Source organism: Klebsiella sp. 141161, from assembly GCF_050600815.1.
Classification (GTDB): domain Bacteria; phylum Pseudomonadota; class Gammaproteobacteria; order Enterobacterales; family Enterobacteriaceae; genus Klebsiella; species Klebsiella aerogenes.
The window spans coordinates 233,190-249,847 of sequence record NZ_JAQIRN010000007.1 but is presented as its reverse complement, the minus strand read 5'-3'; the positions used below and the strand labels follow the sequence as shown (position 1 = coordinate 249,847).

The following is a 16,658-nucleotide window of genomic DNA, read 5'->3' as shown; positions in this document are numbered from 1 at the left end:
ACGATGATTATCTATTTACACGGTTTTGACTCTAACAGCCCCGGTAACCATGAAAAGGTGCTGCAGCTGCAGTTTATCGACCCGGACGTGCGGTTGATTAGCTACAGTACGCTCCATCCAAAACATGATATGCAGCATTTGTTGAAGGAAGTCGACAAAATGCTGCAGCTCAATGCCGACGATCGGCCGCTGATATGCGGTGTCGGGTTAGGTGGCTACTGGGCGGAAAGGATTGGTTTCCTGTGCGATATTCGCCAGGCCGTGTTCAACCCGAATCTGTTCCCTCACGAGAACATGGAAGGGAAAATCGACAGGCCGGAGGAGTATCAGGATATCGCCACCAAGTGCGTGAACAACTTCCGTGAAAAAAATCGCGACCGTTGCCTGGTAGTGCTATCACGCCATGATGAGGCGCTGGATAGCCAACGTTCGGCTGACTTGTTGCATCATTATTACGAAATCATCTGGGATGAAGAACAGACTCACAAATTTAAAAGTCTTTCACCGCACCTGCAGCGAATAAAGGCTTTTAAGACCCTCGGCTAATCCTGTTTTGTCATAATCAGCCCGCAGCGTGCAAACGCCGCGGGCTTTTTCTTGTCCATAATTGACGTTGTTCGTTTAAAAAATATGCGGTAAAACTTGATGCACATCAATTTTGGTATGACCAATGTTCCGTTCATGCTATTCTCGGTGCTGCTGAATGGTTTCATCGCTGCAACCTATTGTTAACTAAGAGCTATTTGAATAACTTTTAATTAACAATTGGTTAATAATTTTAGGGGGTCTTGTGACTACGCCATTGAAAAGAATCGTTATTGTAGGTGGTGGTGCCGGCGGACTGGAACTGGCTACTCAGTTGGGTAGAAAGCTGGGCCGCAGCAAAAAAGCGAAAATTACGCTGGTGGACCGCAACCATAGCCACCTGTGGAAGCCGTTGCTGCACGAAGTGGCGACCGGTTCTCTGGATGAAGGCGTTGACGCGCTGAGCTACCTGGCGCATGCGCGCAACCATGGTTTTCAGTTCCAGTTAGGCTCGGTGGTGGATATCAATCGCGAAGGGAAAACCATTACCCTTGCGGAACTGCGTAACGAGAAAGGCGAGCTGTTGGTTGCGGAGCGTAAGCTGCCGTACGACACGCTGGTAATGGCGCTGGGCAGTACCTCCAATGACTTTAACACGCCAGGGGTTAAGGAAAACTGTATTTTCCTGGATAACCCGCACCAGGCGCGCCGTTTCCATCAGGAAATGCTCAACCTGTTCCTCAAGTATTCTGCAAATCTCGGTGCGAACGGTAAGGTCAATATCGCTATCGTCGGCGGCGGGGCCACCGGCGTTGAGCTGTCGGCTGAGCTACATAATGCGGTGAAACAGCTGCATAGTTACGGCTATAAAGGGTTGACCAACGAAGCGCTGAACGTGACGCTGGTCGAAGCCGGCGAACGTATTCTTCCGGCACTGCCGCCGCGTATTTCCGGCGCTGCGCACAATGAACTGACCAAACTCGGCGTTCGTGTCCTGACGCAGACCATGGTGACCAGCGCAGACGTTAACGGCCTGCACACTAAAGATGGGCAGTTTATTGATGCCGATCTGATGGTATGGGCGGCGGGTATCAAAGCGCCTGATTTTATGAAAGAGATTGGCGGCCTGGAGACCAACCGTATTAATCAGCTGGTGGTGGAGCCGACGCTGCAGACCACCCGTGACCCGGATATTTACGCCATCGGCGACTGCGCCTCCTGCGCTCGCCCGGAAGGTGGGTTTGTCCCACCGCGCGCCCAGGCGGCGCACCAGATGGCAACCTGCGCGCTGAATAACATTCTGGCGCAGATGAAAGGCAAAGCGCTGAAACCGTATGTCTATAAAGATCACGGTTCACTGGTCTCGCTGTCGAACTACTCCACCGTTGGCAGCCTGATGGGCAACCTGATGCGCGGGTCGATGATGATTGAAGGGCGAATTGCGCGCTTCGTGTATATCTCGCTGTATCGCATGCATCAGATTGCGTTACACGGCTATTTCAAAACCGGCCTGATGATGTTGGTAGGACGCATTAACCGCATCATTCGTCCGCGTCTCAAGCTGCACTAAGCGGCAGGCAATCAGGATAGCGCCATCGCGGCGCTATCCTGAAAACACAGCATATCCTTCTGCCAGAATCGCTAATTCCTGTTAGGAATCCTCTGAATCCCCTTGATTTGCCGTAGGTTCCCGCATTTTTCATCCGCTTTCTGATTTGCATACCCCCTGAGCAGAACGCAGAATTGCTAGTAACAGCAATGAAGGAGGAACTCCCGTGAATAAATCAATGTTGGCGGGTATTGGGATTGGCGTTGCCGCCGCGTTGGGCGTCGCCGCCGTTGCCGGTCTCAATGTATTAGATCGTGGCCCGCAATATGCGCAAGTGGTGTCCAGTACGCCAATAAAAGAAAGCATAAAAACGCCGCGTCAGGAATGCCGTAACGTGACCGTTACCCATCGTCGCCCGGTTCAGGATGAAAACCGTATTGCCGGTTCCGTTCTCGGCGCGGTCGCCGGCGGCGTGATTGGCCATCAGTTTGGCGGCGGTCGTGGTCGAAGCGTAGCGACCGTTGTCGGCGCGTTGGGCGGCGGCTATGCCGGCAACCAAATTCAGGGCTCAATGCAGGATAACGACACCTATACCACTACCCAGCAGCGCTGTAAGACGGTCTACGATAAGTCGGAAAAAATGCTCGGTTATGACGTCACCTATAAAATCGGCGACCAGCAGGGCAAAATCCGCATGGACCACCAGCCTGGGGCGCAAATCCCGCTGGACAGCAACGGTCAGCTGATTCTGAATAACAAAGCGTAAAACAGCAGTTTTAAGCTATTAGCCCCTCAATCACTCAGGCTGAGGGGCTTTTTTTATCAGAACGTTAACGCGTAGTTCAGGCCGAAGGTCCGGCCGCGGCCTTTATATTCGTACAGCCCGGCGCTGCCATAGGTTGGACTATACAACAGCGGCGCACGCTGTCCCCAGATGGTGACGTAATCCTCATTCAGCAAGTTCTCGATGCTAAAGGTCAGTTTACCCACCGGGAGCAGATAGCTACCGATAAAATCGACGGTGTTGTACCCATCAAGTTTATTCCCGCTGGCATCGCTTAAATCAAATACCTGCTGGCTTTGCACACGCAGCGACCACGGGTCCGGCGCCCAGCCGACCCAGGCAGTAGCTTTCGACGGCGAGGCCAGGGTGACGTCCCACTTCTGCCAACTGCCATCAGTTTTTACTTGCGATTTCAGCACGTTGAAGTTAGCGCCCAGACTCCAGTCGCTATCAGGCACGAAGTAGTCCACCGCGCCTTCCACGCCGTAAATGCGTCGTTTATCCGATTGCACATCAATGGTCATATCGCTGCGGTTAACCACGATGGTTTTGTCTGATGTCGAGTAATAAGCGGCAAGCTGGGTGCGCAGGTTGTCGCCGGTGTAGCGCCAACCCAGCTCCCAGGAGTTAACTTTGATCCCCTGCAGCGGCGAGTCGCCGACGTTAACACTGGAGACCAGCGGCAGATGGCCGTTGACCGCGGCGCCGTAGCTGCCGATACCGTAATATTTACCCGGATCCGGGAGTTCGACGCCCTGAGAGAAGTTAAACCAGGTCTGCTGGCGTTCGGTAATGTGGGCGACGATCCCGGCGTTAAAGAGGAAGTTATCATAATCGGTCTTGCCGCCAGGAATGGCATCAGCCGACCGGTATTTACCTTTGGCGACATCCTGCTGTTGCGCATAGCCGACAAAATCATCAACCCGATTTTCCGTCCACTGATAACGGACGCCGCCGCTAAGGGTGAAGATGTCGTTCAGGTCATAACTGCTTTGCAGGAACGGCGCGAGATTGGTGATGCTGTAGCCAGGGTAACGGCCCGTGGTATAGGCTGACTGGTTATTCAGGCCGCCGGAAGCCATCGCTTTATCCAGATCGAAAAACACCTGGTTGGAATTAAAGGTTTCATGGTCGGCATCAACGCCCCAGGTTAGATCCCATCCCGTTAGCGGCTGGCTGTTGAAGGTAATTTTAGCGCCGTACTGGTCGGTATCCTGCTGTGAGGCGGAAAAACTGCTGATTTTACCTTTGCTCAAGGCCGGGAAGGGGTAGAAGGTCAGCGATTCGTCGCGATAGTAAATCTGGCTGACCAGGTTCTGACCGAAGAAGTCGGCGTCGGAATATTGCAGGCTGATCAAATGACGTTCGGTGCCGGGTACGCGGTCAGAGTTAAGCCCGTTAGAGGTCCAGGCTTTACTTTCGCCAAGTACCGCCGACATATCTTTGCCCAGATTCAGGCCATAATCATCGCCCTGGCTTTTATAGTACTGCGTGACTAGCTGGAGCTGACGCTGGTCATCGATTTCTATGGTACCGCTGCCCATCACGTCGAGTCGGTCTGAATGCTGTAAGCCGGTTTGCGTATTATCGAGGATCAGCGCGTCATTGTTGCCGTCATACCAGCCGCCGAAGCGCTGATAGGCCACCGATAGACGGCCGGAAGCATGATCGGTACCGCCGCTGACGGCCGCCGCCACCCGTTCATCATGGTCGTTGCTATTGGCAAAGCCGGTTTTACCACCCAGCTCCAGATCCACCTGGCGTTCCTGCTGGCCTTTTTTCGTAACGATATTAATCAGACCGCCGGTACTACCGCCGCCGTATAACGACGTCGCGCCGGAAATAACTTCAATATGCTCGATGTTAAACGGATCGATGGCATCAAGCTGGCGGCTATCGGTGCGCGATGAATTGAGGCGCACGCCGTCGATCAGCACGACGATGGCGCGTCCGCGCATGTTCATGCCGTAGTTGGTACGCCCCTGGCTGCTGACATCTATCCCGGGGATCAGCTGCGCGAGGACATCTTTAAACTCTTTACCACCCTGAACCTGTTGCTCGATTTCCTGGCCTTCAATCACCCAGGTGGTTTGCGCCATCTCAGCGACGGTACGGTGGTTACGGTTGGCGCTGACGATAATATCGTCTTCATCGGCAGCCTGCGCAGTAAACGCTGGCAGAGCGGTGGCCAGCAGCAGAGGATTGAGCAGCCAGAGGCGCTTGTTCATTCGCATTCCTTGATATGAGTTAGTCAGTACTGTTGTTATTTTTTTCAGCCACAGGCGCGGCTGTTACAGCGTGAAACATATAGAAAGACAAATGCGAATTTTGCACATATTGATTATCGTTATCAATATCATTTACAACAAATCAACATAATGAAAATATTGAGAAAAGTAAGGGTATTCAGCAGAAGGGGAAAAAACCGGCGAGCGACGGTCGCCGGTAGGGGATTAAGGTTGCAGGATTTGCGGCCACAGGCGCAGCGTAGTGTCGCTTATTTGTTTCAGGGTAGCGAAATCAGCGCCTTCGCGCGCGCTGATTGACATTCCTTGCAGCACGCAGTTTAAAAACTGCGCCAGCTGCAAGACATTGCCCTGCGCAGGGAGCTCGCCGCGCTGCTGGCGTTGCTGTAAAAATTGCGTCAGCGTTTGTTCCTGCACCGCGTGGCGCGACTTAATGGTGTTGGCGATATCGGTTGACGAGGCGGCCAGCGCCGCGGAGGTGTTAATCATAAAACAGCCTGCCGGGGTATCTTTGCTGGTAAAGCAGGTGGCGACGGCGGTGAAATAGTCGCGCAGCGCCTGATCGACGGTTTTAGCGTCATCGAATAGCAGGGCTTCGTGTTTGGCGGCGAAGCGGGAAATGTAGCGATCCAGCACCGCGCGGAATAAGCCTTCTTTGTTCACGAACTCGGCGTACAGCGTCGGGGCTTTCGCACCGGTCGCTTCGACGAGATCGGCCAGCGAAGTTGCTTCATAGCCGTGCTGCCAGAAAAGTGTCATGGCCTTGTCCAGCGCCGCGTCCCTGTCGAACACTTTAGGTCGGCCACGGCTTTTTTTTGCGCAACTTTGAACGTCAGTTGTCATGATGCCGTTGTACCTATGTTGGGTTGTTGAACGGCCATTATAAAAATAAACGCGTCACGCTGCCAGCGGCAGAAGTCCAAAAATAAATAATTCATATATGTATGAAAATTAAGCATTTTATAAATAGTTAAATGATCGTTATAAAAATGAGTTGACCTGTGACGTGGATCACATTATCATTTACCTATCGATCGTTAAGTTAATTCTTACGACCCTACTATAAAAATCATCTGCATAGGTATAATAATCATGAAAAACGTCCAAAAACTGGCGCTTGCCGCCGTACTGAGCTCACTCTCATTCGCAAGTTTCGCCGCTGTTGAGGTGCAATCCACCCCAGCAGGTCAACATAAAATCGGTACCGTTTCCGCATCCGCCGGCACCAATCTGGGTTCGCTTGAAGATCAGCTGGCGCAGAAAGCCGACGAGATGGGGGCGACCTCTTACCGTATTACTTCGGTAACCGGTCCTAACACCCTGCACGGTACCGCGGTTATCTATAAATAAATGTTGTAACCCCTGTCATGCCACTGACAAAACGCGTTCCTGACCCCCTTCAGCAGAACGCGTGTAGTAAGCAGTAAAAGTCGTTCCCTTTGTTATGCCACTCTCGCGACGCGGTCCACACCCCTTCATGGGACCGCGCCCCGCGAAACCTCGTCAGCGACGCTGACGATTGCCACAAAAAAACCCGCCGTGCCTGGCGGGTTTTTTACTTTCTGCAATTCGGAAATGCATTACAAGGCTTGCTCGGCGGAAACCTGATGGCGGGTCACATCGATCGGCATTCCTGAACGCAGCTCCATCGCGCTTTCCATCACCTGCTGATTGGTCTGCGGCGCCTGTTTAAAGTTCTTCATGCTGGCGTTCAGGACGATTGGCAGCGTCTGCGGATCGTCATTGATATGTTCGGACAGTGGCTGGTGGACTTCCACCAGACGGGTACCGTTTGGTTCTACCGAAACTTTGATTGGTTCGTTGATGATATTCACCCTGGTGCCCGGCGTGATTTTGTTATACAGCGACTTGATATCGGCATCGCGCAGGCGGATACAGCCTGAACTGACGCGCATCCCGATACCGAAATCGGCGTTGGTGCCGTGCAGCAGATAGACGCCGCCGTAGGCCGCGAGACGAATCGCGTGATGCCCCATCGGGTTATTCGGCCCGGCTGGAACGACCGCAGGTAAATCGATCCCCATCGCTTTATATCGTGCGCGGATGTTGGCGGTTGGTGTCCAGGTGGGGTTGGCGCGCTTATCGGAAACGGTAGTGACCATCGTCGGGGTCAGAGTATCGCCGCCAAGCTGGCCGATACCGATCGGGTAAACGGTCACGCTATTCTGTCCCGGCGGATAGTAGTACAGGCGCAGCTCGGCGATATTGAGCACCAGACCTTCACGGGGGGCGTCAGGCAGCAGCGTCTGTAGCGGGATAGTCAGCACGCTCCCGGCGCGCGGCACATAAGGATCGACGCCAGGATTAGCCTGCAGCAGCGCGAGAAAACCGACGTTGTATTTTTTAGCAATCGCTTCCAGCGATCCGCCGTTATCCTGCACCACATGAAACTGATTCTGCCCGACCAGCCGGCTACCGCTCGGCGGTAGCGGCCAGGTATTGGCGCGGGCGGGAAGGGCCAGCGTCGCCGCGAGAGCGAATGCCGTAAGCCAGGTTGAAACACGCGAGATATTTATCATTACCATAATTCCACAATAAACAAACGGTTATTTTTATAAGATAATCAATGTCAATTATGGCGCGGGAGAGTGTTGGGAAATCCAGGTGGATTGCAAAATGTTTGTAAAGTTTGCTAACTGTGACAGGTAAAGAGATGCGGTTCTGACAACCGCATCTCTTTTTTATCATGCGCTGGCGTTCTCTTCTAGCTGACGCATAAACTGGTTTACCCAGTCCATGCGCGTTTTACGCTCATCAAGCTCCTGGAAGAATTTGAGCCTTGTCGGCCCATCCAGCCGGTAATGCTGCGGCTGTTTCTGCAGTAGACCGATAAGCCAGACCGGGTTAACGTTATTTTTCTCATTAAACTCGATCACGCCGCCTTTTTCATTGCACTCCAGCTTGCGGATCCCCAGCTTTTGCGCCTGCTGGCGTAGGCGCGCGATATCCAGCAAATTACGCGCCGCATCCGGCAATGTGCCAAAGCGATCGATCAGCTCGACTTTGATTTCATCGAGATCGTGTTCATTTTTGGCGCTGGCGATACGCTTATAGAACGACAGGCGGGTGTTAACGTCGGGAATAAAGTCATCCGGCAGCAGCGCCGGCATGCGCAGCTCCACTTCCGTCTGCTGGCTGGTGAGATCTTCCAGCGACGGCTCGCGACCCTCTTTCAGTGCATCGACAGCGTTCTCCAGCAATTCCATATACAGTGAAAAGCCGATAGTTTCCATCTGCCCGCTCTGACCTTCTCCCAGCAGTTCGCCAGCGCCGCGGATTTCAAGATCGTGGGTCGCGAGGGCAAAGCCGGCGCCAAGGTCTTCTAACGACGCGATAGCTTCCAGGCGTTTCTGCGCGTCGGTGGTCATGGCTTTCGGATGCGGGGTGAGCAGCCAGGCGTAGGCCTGATGGTGCGAACGACCCACGCGGCCGCGCAGCTGGTGCAGCTGGGCAAGGCCGAAGTGATCGGCGCGCTCAATGATGATGGTATTGGCGGTCGGGATATCGATGCCGGTTTCAATGATTGTCGTGCAAACCAGCACATTAAAACGCTGGTGATGGAAATCGTTCATCACCCGTTCCAGTTCACGTTCGCGCATCTGGCCGTGACCGATGGCAATTCGCGCCTCCGGTACCAGTTCAGCCAGACGATCCGCCGCTTTCTGAATATTTTCAACATCGTTATACAGATAGTAGACCTGGCCGCCGCGCAGGACTTCACGCAGAATCGCCTCGCGAACCACCAGCGCGTCGTATTCGCGGACAAAGGTTTTTACCGCCAGACGGCGAGCTGGCGGGGTGGCGATAATGGACAGATCGCGCATTCCGCTCATCGCCATATTCAGCGTACGCGGGATCGGCGTGGCGGTCAGCGTCAGGATATCGACGTCCGCGCGCATCGCCTTGATACGTTCTTTATGACGCACCCCGAAGCGGTGTTCTTCATCGACGATAAGTAGACCCAGGTCGCGCAGCTTGACTTCATTTTGCAGCAGCTTATGGGTACCGATCAAAATATCGATTTTACCCTCAGCCGCCTGTTCGAGGATCTGCGCCTGCTCTTTAGCGCTGCGGAAACGCGATAGCATCTCAATGCGTACCGGCCAGTTGGCGAAGCGGTCGCGGAAGTTATCGTAGTGCTGCTGGGCGAGCAGGGTGGTCGGCACCAGCACGGCCACCTGTTTGTGGTTTTCGACGGCGAGGAAAGCGGCGCGCATCGCCACTTCGGTTTTCCCAAAGCCAACGTCGCCGCAGACCAGACGGTCCATCGCCAGCGGCTGGCACATGTCGCTGAGGACGGCGTTAATCGCCTGTGCCTGATCCGGCGTGGTTTCGAACGGGAAACCGTCGCAGAATAATTGATACTGCTCGCGGTCATGCTTAAAGGCGAAGCCTTCTTTGGCCGCGCGCTGGGCGTAAATATCCAGCAGTTCGGCGGCCACGTCGCGCACTTTCTCCGCCGCTTTTTGCCTTGCCCGCGCCCAGGCGTCGCCGCCGAGTTTATGCAGCGGCGCATTTTCTTCCGCGCCACCGGCGTAGCGGCTGATCAGATGTAGCGATGATACCGGCACATACAGTTTGGCGTCGTTGGCGTAGGTCAGCATCAGGTATTCGCCTTTGATGCCGCCCGCTTCGAGGGTGGTCATCCCGGCATAACGACCCACGCCGTGTTCAAGGTGCACCACCGGCTGGCCGATATGCAGTTCCGCCAGGTTGCGAATGAGCGTATCGGGGTTGATGGTACGGCGGGAATCCTGACGGCGGCGGGCGACGCGTTCGCCCAGCAGATCGCTTTCGCAAATCAGCGCCAGATTGGCCTGACTGTCGATAAATCCGTGCTCGGCGGCGCCGATCATCAGGAAGTGGCCATTTCCGGTGGCTTCCTGCAGGCGCAATATATGTTTTGGCGCAATTTTGATGCGCGCCAGCATTTCGCCCAGCGCCTCGCGGCGGCCTTCGCTTTCAACTGAGAAAATCACCGGGCCGCTGAAGGATTCAAGGAAGCGACGCAGATTGTCCAGCGGCGCTTTATTCTGCGCCTGGATCGCCAGCTCGGGCAGGGGTTGATAGCCGAGGTTAGTATTAGCGGCTTTCTCCGCCAGACGCTCGGTTTTTAACTGGATCCGCGGCCATTTTTTCAGCTCGCTAAAAAGTTCGTCGCTACGAAGCCACAGTTGTTCCGGCGGTAACAGCGGGCGCATCGGATCGACGCCGCGGTTTTCAAAGCGGGCGCGGGTTTCATTCTGGAAACGCTCGGCGCTGTGCTCCAAATCGCCGGTATTCACAATCAGCGTACTGGGCGGGAAATAGCTAAACAGCGGCGGCAGCGGTTCGTTGAAGAACAGCGGTTGCCAGTATTCGATCCCGGCGGGTAGGGTACCTTTGCTCACCTGCTGGTAGATATGTTCCGGATCGCGCTTCACGTCAAAACGATCGCGCCACTGGCTGCGGAACAGCTCGATCGCCGCCTGGTCGGTCGGGAACTCATGCGCCGGCAGCAGATTGATGGCCTCGACTTCTTCCAGGGTACGCTGGCTATCAACATCGAATAACCGCAGGCTGTCTATTTCGTCATCAAAGAAATCGAGGCGATAGGGCTGCTCGCTACCCATCGGGAAAAGGTCGAGCAGCGCGCCGCGGGTCGCGTATTCGCCGTGTTCCATCACCTGATCGACATGGCGGTAACCGGCGCTATCTAACTGCGTGCGTAGCGCATCGCGCGACAGACGCTGCCCTTTTTTCATTACCAGCGCGTGACCGTGCAGATAATTATGCGGGCAGACCTTCTGCATCAGAGTGCTGACCGGAACGATAAGCACGCCGCGCTGCATGGTCGGCAACTGGTATAAAGTGGCAAGGCGCGAAGAGATAATATCCTGATGGGGCGAAAAGCTATCGTAAGGCAGGGTTTCCCAGTCAGCGAGGCCTATCACCATGCTATCGGTAAATTGCCTGATTTCATCATTCAGACGCAGGGCGTTTTGCATGTCGGGCGCAACCAGCACCACCGGGCCGTGATGGCGTTCGGCCATTTCGGCTACCAGCGTGGCGCAGGCGGCGCCGGTGAGTTCGCCAAGCTGGCGCTGATCGCCGGCTTTGACCGGCAGAGTATAGCGATATTGTTCAGGCATAACGGTTGTCAGGATCCCTTAGCGCCTATCCCATCAGGCGATTGTTTGTACTGTTTGGCCGCAGTCGGCCAACTCGCTCTACGATGTAGGGGCAAATTGCTGATATTCAATGTCTCTGATTATCCGCAATTGGTCTGATTTCGCCAACCCGAATGGCCTTCTGCGCCAGGTTTTCTACAGCGCGTGGCGATTGATAAATATATACACTCTAAATTAACTTCCTGATTTAAAACTATTATTTTGTTGTTTTGGCGAAAAAATCTACCGTATCAGCGATTTACGCGTTGGGTTATGCCATATATACTCGAACATCGGCTATCAGCAACCAGATGGATTACATGTACCAACCTGCCGCACTATTTATCGGCCTTCGCTACATGCGCGGGCGCGCAGCCGACCGCTTCGGCCGTTTCGTCTCCTGGCTTTCGACCATCGGCATTACGCTTGGCGTGATGGCGCTGGTGACCGTCCTGTCGGTGATGAACGGTTTTGAGCGCGAGCTGCAAAACAACATCCTGGGGCTGATGCCGCAGGCTATCATTAGCGCCCAACAGGGCTCTATCAACCCGCAAAAAATGCCGGAAAGCGCCGTTAAGCTGCAGGGCGTGACGCGCGTCGCGCCGCTCACCACCGGTGATGTGGTGCTGCAAAGCGCCCGCAGCGTCGCCGTCGGCGTAATGCTGGGCATCGACCCGGCGCAAAAAGATCCGCTGACGCCTTACCTCGTCAACGTCAAACAGAGCGATCTGCAGGCAGGTAAATATAACGTCATTCTCGGCGAACAGCTGGCGGGTCAGTTGGGGGTTAACCGCGGCGATCAAATTCGCGTCATGGTGCCTTCCGCCAGCCAGTTTACGCCGATGGGACGCGTGCCGAGCCAGCGTCTGTTTAACGTCATCGGCACCTTCGCCGCCAACAGCGAAGTTGACGGCTATCAAATGCTGACCAATATCGATGATGCCTCTCGACTGATGCGCTATCCGCTGGGCAATATTACCGGCTGGCGATTGTGGCTTAGCCAGCCGCTGCAGGTTGACACCCTCAGCCAGCAGACGCTGCCGGAAGGTACCAAATGGCAGGACTGGCGCGAGCGTAAAGGCGAGCTGTTCCAGGCCGTGCGGATGGAAAAAAATATGATGGGGCTGCTGCTGAGCCTGATCGTCGCCGTCGCCGCTTTTAACATTATTACCTCGCTTGGCATGATGGTGATGGAGAAGCAGGGCGAGGTGGCTATTCTGCAGACCCAGGGGCTGACGCCGCGGCAGATCATGGCCGTCTTTATGGTACAGGGTGCCAGCGCCGGGATCGTGGGCGCCCTGCTTGGCGCGCTGCTCGGCGTGCTGCTGGCCAGCCAGCTTAATAATTTAATGCCGATTATCGGCGCGTTTTTGGACGGCGCGGCCCTGCCGGTGGCGATTGAGCCGCTGCAGGTGATTATTATCGCTCTGGTGGCGATGGCACTGGCCCTGCTGTCTACGTTGTATCCTTCCTGGCGCGCTGCCGCCACCCAACCCGCTGAGGCTTTACGTTATGAATAAGATCCTGCTGCAATGCGACAACCTGTGCAAACGCTATCAGGAAGGCAACGTGCAAACCGATGTGCTGCACGATGTCAGCTTCAGCATTCAAGAGGGTGAAATGATGGCGATTGTCGGCTCTTCAGGCTCCGGCAAAAGTACGCTACTGCACCTGCTTGGCGGGCTGGATACGCCGACCTCCGGCGATGTTATTTTCTCCGGTCAGCCGATGAGCTCGCTCTCCGCCGCGGCTCGCGCCGATCTGCGTAACCGCGAGCTCGGGTTTATCTATCAGTTCCACCATCTGCTGCCGGATTTTACCGCGCTGGAAAACGTGGCGATGCCGCTGCTGATTGGTAAGAAAAAAGCGGCGGATATCGAACGCCAGGCGAAAGCGATGTTGCAGGCGGTCGGTCTGGAGCACCGTAGCCACCATCGTCCGTCGGAGCTTTCCGGCGGTGAGCGCCAGCGCGTGGCGATTGCTCGCGCGCTGGTGAACAAACCGCGGCTGGTACTGGCGGATGAACCGACCGGCAACCTCGACGCCCGCAATGCCGACAGCATTTTTGAGCTGCTGGGCGAGCTTAACGTGGCGCAGCGTACCGCTTTCCTGGTAGTGACCCATGACTTGCAGCTGGCGAAACGAATGAACCGCCAACTGGAGATGCGCGATGGCCGCCTGACGGCTGACCTGACCCTGATGGGGGCCCAGTAATGGCTTCACCGTTATCGTTACTGATTGCGCTGCGTTTTAGCCGCGGCAGACGCCGCGGCGGTATGGTCTCGCTGATTTCCGTCATCTCTACTATCGGCATCGCATTAGGGGTGGCGGTACTGATCGTCGGCCTGAGCGCGATGAATGGTTTCGAGCGCGAGCTCAACAACCGCATTCTGGCGGTGGTGCCGCACGGCGAAATCGAGCCGGTTAACCAGCCGTGGAATAACTGGAACGAAGCGCTGACGAAAGTTGAAAAAGTGAAAGGCATCGTCGCCGCTGCGCCTTATATCAACTTTACCGGGTTGGTGGAGAGCGGCAGCAATATGCGCGCCATTCAGGTCAAGGGCGTCGATCCGCAGCAGGAGAGCCGCCTGAGTTCATTACCAAACTTTGTGCAGAACAATGCCTGGGCTAGTTTTAAAGCCGGCGAGCAGCAGGTGATTCTGGGTAAAGGTGTCGCCGATGCGCTGCACGTGAAGCAGGGCGATTGGGTGTCTATCATGATCCCCAATTCAGATTCCGAGCACCAGCTGTTGCAGCCGAAACGCGTCAGGCTACACGTGAGCGGCATTCTGCAACTGAGCGGCCAACTGGACCATAGCTTCGCGATGATCCCGATGGCGGACGCCCAGCAGTATCTGGATATGGGCAGCAGCGTGACCGGCATCGCCATTAAAGTCACCGACGTCTTCCACGCCAATACGCTGGTACGCGACGCCGGCGAGGTAACCAACAGCTACGTCTATATAAAGAGCTGGATCGGCACCTACGGCTATATGTATCGTGATATTCAAATGATCCGCGCCATTATGTATCTCGCCATGGTACTGGTGATTGGCGTCGCCTGTTTTAACATTGTCTCGACGTTGGTGATGGCGGTGAAAGATAAAAGCGGCGATATTGCGGTGCTGCGCACGCTTGGCGCGAAAGACGGCTTAATCCGCGCGATTTTCGTATGGTATGGTTTATTGGCCGGTTCGGTCGGGAGCCTGATCGGGGTGGTTATCGGCGTGTTAGCCGCGCTGAAGCTGACATCGATTATCAACGGTATCGAAGCGTTGATCGGGCATAAATTCCTTTCCGGCGACATCTATTTTATTGACTTCCTGCCGTCTGAATTGCACTGGCTGGATGTCGTTTATGTGCTGGTGACAGCACTGTTGCTGAGTTTGCTGGCCAGTTGGTATCCCGCCCGCCGCGCCAGTCGTATTGACCCGGCGAGGGTGCTGAGTGGCCAGTAATTTATCGTCGTGGCCCTTCAACGCTGCATCTATTAAGCCAATTCTGTGACAGCAGAGGCCGCCCAAAGGATGTGGGGTTGGGGCTAATAAGAGGAATGGCTAAATGTATTACGGATTTGACATTGGCGGCAGCAAGATAGCGTTGGGGGTGTTTGATAACGCCCGGCAACTTCAGTGGGAAAAACGCGTTGCCACTCCAACGGAAAGCTATGAGGCTTTCCTGCAGGCGATTGAAGCGCTGGTTCGCGAAGCCGATCGGCGCTTTGGCGTGGAGGGCGCGGTCGGTATCGGTATCCCCGGCATGCCGGAAACCGCGGACGGCAAGCTGTATGCCGCCAACGTACCCGCCGCCAGCGGCCACCCGCTGCGCGTTGATCTCAGCGCGCGCCTGGGGCGCGAAGTACGTCTTGATAATGACGCTAACTGCTTTGCGTTATCTGAAGCGTGGGATGATGAATTTACCCAATATCCGCTGGTGATGGGATTAATCCTCGGCACCGGCGTCGGCGGCGGGATCGTGCTTAACGGCAAATCGATTACCGGTCACAGCTACATCACCGGCGAGTTCGGCCATATTCGTCTACCGGTGGATGCCCTGGAAGTGGTGGGGCGCGATTTTCCGCTGACCCGCTGCGGCTGCGGCCAGCTCGGCTGCATTGAGAACTATCTTTCCGGCCGCGGATTCGCCTGGCTGTATCAGCATTTTTATCACCAATCCTTAACTTCGCCGCAGATCGTCGATCTGTGGCTGCAGGGTGATGCGCAGGCGCGGGAGCACGTCGAGCGTTATCTCGATCTACTGGCCGTTTGTCTGGGCAATATCCTCACCATTGTCGATCCGGATCTGCTGGTGTTGGGTGGCGGATTATCTAATTTTACTGCTATAACCGAAGGGCTGGCGCAGCGCCTGCCGCGTCATTTGCTTCCGGTCGCCCGGGTGCCGCGCATTGAGCGCGCGCGTCATGGCGACGCCGGAGGTATGCGCGGTGCGGCCTTCCTTCATTTGACTCATTAATTACAGGGGTAGCTATGCTGTCGCGCCGCTTACATCGCTTAAGCCGTTTCCGCCGTAAAAAACGCCAGTTGCGCGATCGCTTACGGCAACGTGTCTTCTTCGGCGAAGACAAAACGCCGCCGCAGGCAATAGATAAACCGCGGGTGGTGGTGTTAACCGGCGCCGGTATTTCGGCAGAGTCGGGGATTAAAACCTTCCGCGCCGCCGACGGCCTGTGGGAAGAACACCGGGTGGAGGACGTGGCGACACCGGAAGGTTTTGCCCGCGACCCGGCGCTGGTGCAGGCGTTTTATAACGCCCGCCGCCGCCAGTTGCAGAGTGCGGAAATCGCGCCCAATGCCGCGCATCTGGCGCTGGCGAAGCTGGAAGAGGCGCTTGGCGATCGTTTTCTGCTGGTGACGCAGAATATTGATAATCTGCACGAGCGCGCGGGTAACCGCCGGGTTATCCATATGCACGGCGAGCTGCTGAAAGTACGCTGTTCGTGGAGCGGGCAGGTGCTGGAATGGACCGGCGACGTGACGGCGGATGACAAATGCCACTGCTGCCAGTTCCCGGCGGCGCTGCGCCCGCACGTGGTATGGTTTGGCGAGATGCCGCTGGGAATGGATGAGATCTACAGCGGGCTGGCCGAGGCCGATATCTTTATCGCTATCGGAACCTCCGGTCACGTTTATCCGGCGGCGGGTTTCGTCCATGAAGCCCGTCTGCACGGCGCGCATACCGTCGAGCTAAACCTTGAACCCAGCCAGGTCGGCAGCGAATTCGCTGAGAAACATTACGGGCTGGCAAGCGAAGTAGTGCCCGAGTTCATTGATAAGCTGCTGCAGGAAAACTCGCTATAAACTGAAGCAGCCTGCCAGGTAGCATGGGCACAGCCCATTGCTTCCGGCAGCGCTGTTGACAAGGAT

General features: G+C 55.6%; 14 protein-coding genes. 9 read left to right on the top strand and 5 right to left on the bottom strand.

The window, feature by feature from the left end; genetic code table 11:
- Positions 1-3: 3 nt before the first annotated feature.
- The 3 genes from ycfP (at position 4) to PGR79_RS18910 (ending at position 2,840) form a co-directional block, all read left to right on the top strand.
- Positions 4-546: an alpha/beta hydrolase YcfP gene (gene ycfP / locus PGR79_RS18920; RefSeq protein ID WP_087857991.1), complete on the top strand. Its 543-nt coding sequence runs from the start codon at positions 4-6 to the stop codon at positions 544-546.
- Between the two features lie 244 nt (positions 547-790).
- Positions 791-2,095 carry an NAD(P)/FAD-dependent oxidoreductase gene (locus PGR79_RS18915; RefSeq protein WP_430922274.1) on the top strand — a complete coding sequence of 435 codons (1,305 nt, stop codon included), beginning with the start codon at positions 791-793 and terminating at the stop codon, positions 2,093-2,095.
- A 205-nt stretch (positions 2,096-2,300) separates the two neighbouring features.
- The gene (locus PGR79_RS18910) at positions 2,301-2,840 is read left to right on the top strand and encodes a glycine zipper 2TM domain-containing protein (RefSeq protein ID WP_020079139.1); all 540 of its coding nucleotides are present in this window, start codon (positions 2,301-2,303) and stop codon (positions 2,838-2,840) included.
- Between the two features lie 56 nt (positions 2,841-2,896).
- Here the strand turns inward: PGR79_RS18910 and PGR79_RS18905 are convergent, their stop codons facing one another.
- The 3 genes from PGR79_RS18905 to PGR79_RS18895 form a co-directional block, all read right to left on the bottom strand.
- Positions 2,897-5,086, bottom strand: coding sequence for a TonB-dependent siderophore receptor (locus tag PGR79_RS18905; protein WP_113374193.1), 2,190 nt, complete (start codon positions 5,084-5,086; stop codon positions 2,897-2,899).
- 225 nt (positions 5,087-5,311) lie between these two features.
- Complete coding sequence (locus PGR79_RS18900; RefSeq protein ID WP_213793799.1) at positions 5,312-5,947, bottom strand: TetR/AcrR family transcriptional regulator; 636 nt, start codon at positions 5,945-5,947, stop codon at positions 5,312-5,314.
- Positions 5,944-6,063 carry a hypothetical protein gene (locus PGR79_RS18895; RefSeq protein ID WP_430922272.1) on the bottom strand — a complete coding sequence of 40 codons (120 nt, stop codon included), beginning with the start codon at positions 6,061-6,063 and terminating at the stop codon, positions 5,944-5,946. The genes PGR79_RS18900 and PGR79_RS18895 overlap by 4 nt, the downstream gene beginning before the upstream one ends.
- Positions 6,064-6,196: 133 nt before the next feature.
- On the opposite strand from PGR79_RS18895, the gene bhsA reads away from it, so the two are divergent.
- Positions 6,197-6,454, top strand: coding sequence for a multiple stress resistance protein BhsA (gene bhsA, locus PGR79_RS18890; protein WP_045375056.1), 258 nt, complete (start codon positions 6,197-6,199; stop codon positions 6,452-6,454).
- 230 nt (positions 6,455-6,684) lie between these two features.
- On the opposite strand, the gene ldtC is transcribed toward bhsA, so the two are convergent.
- Together ldtC and mfd are read right to left on the bottom strand one after the other, a co-directional pair.
- Positions 6,685-7,644: a L,D-transpeptidase LdtC gene (ldtC, locus tag PGR79_RS18885; protein WP_087857987.1), complete on the bottom strand. Its 960-nt coding sequence runs from the start codon at positions 7,642-7,644 to the stop codon at positions 6,685-6,687.
- Between the two features lie 165 nt (positions 7,645-7,809).
- The gene (mfd, locus tag PGR79_RS18880) at positions 7,810-11,256 is read right to left on the bottom strand and encodes a transcription-repair coupling factor (protein WP_430922270.1); all 3,447 of its coding nucleotides are present in this window, start codon (positions 11,254-11,256) and stop codon (positions 7,810-7,812) included.
- A 338-nt stretch (positions 11,257-11,594) separates the two neighbouring features.
- Between mfd and lolC the strand changes: the two genes are divergently transcribed.
- The 5 genes from lolC (at position 11,595) to cobB (ending at position 16,592) form a co-directional block, all read left to right on the top strand.
- Complete coding sequence (gene lolC / locus PGR79_RS18875; RefSeq protein WP_087857985.1) at positions 11,595-12,794, top strand: lipoprotein-releasing ABC transporter permease subunit LolC; 1,200 nt, start codon at positions 11,595-11,597, stop codon at positions 12,792-12,794.
- On the top strand, positions 12,787-13,488 hold the full coding sequence (gene lolD / locus PGR79_RS18870) for a lipoprotein-releasing ABC transporter ATP-binding protein LolD (protein ID WP_015367168.1): 702 nt from the start codon (positions 12,787-12,789) through the stop codon (positions 13,486-13,488). Before lolC ends, lolD begins: the two co-directional genes overlap by 8 nt.
- On the top strand, positions 13,488-14,732 hold the full coding sequence (lolE, locus tag PGR79_RS18865) for a lipoprotein-releasing ABC transporter permease subunit LolE (protein WP_113374189.1): 1,245 nt from the start codon (positions 13,488-13,490) through the stop codon (positions 14,730-14,732). The genes lolD and lolE overlap by 1 nt, the downstream gene beginning before the upstream one ends.
- Positions 14,733-14,835: 103 nt before the next feature.
- A complete protein-coding gene (gene nagK, locus PGR79_RS18860; RefSeq protein WP_087857982.1) occupies positions 14,836-15,747 on the top strand; it encodes an N-acetylglucosamine kinase in 912 nt (303 codons plus the stop codon).
- 14 nt (positions 15,748-15,761) lie between these two features.
- The gene (cobB, locus tag PGR79_RS18855) at positions 15,762-16,592 is read left to right on the top strand and encodes a Sir2 family NAD+-dependent deacetylase (protein ID WP_087857981.1); all 831 of its coding nucleotides are present in this window, start codon (positions 15,762-15,764) and stop codon (positions 16,590-16,592) included.
- Positions 16,593-16,658 lie beyond the last annotated feature (66 nt).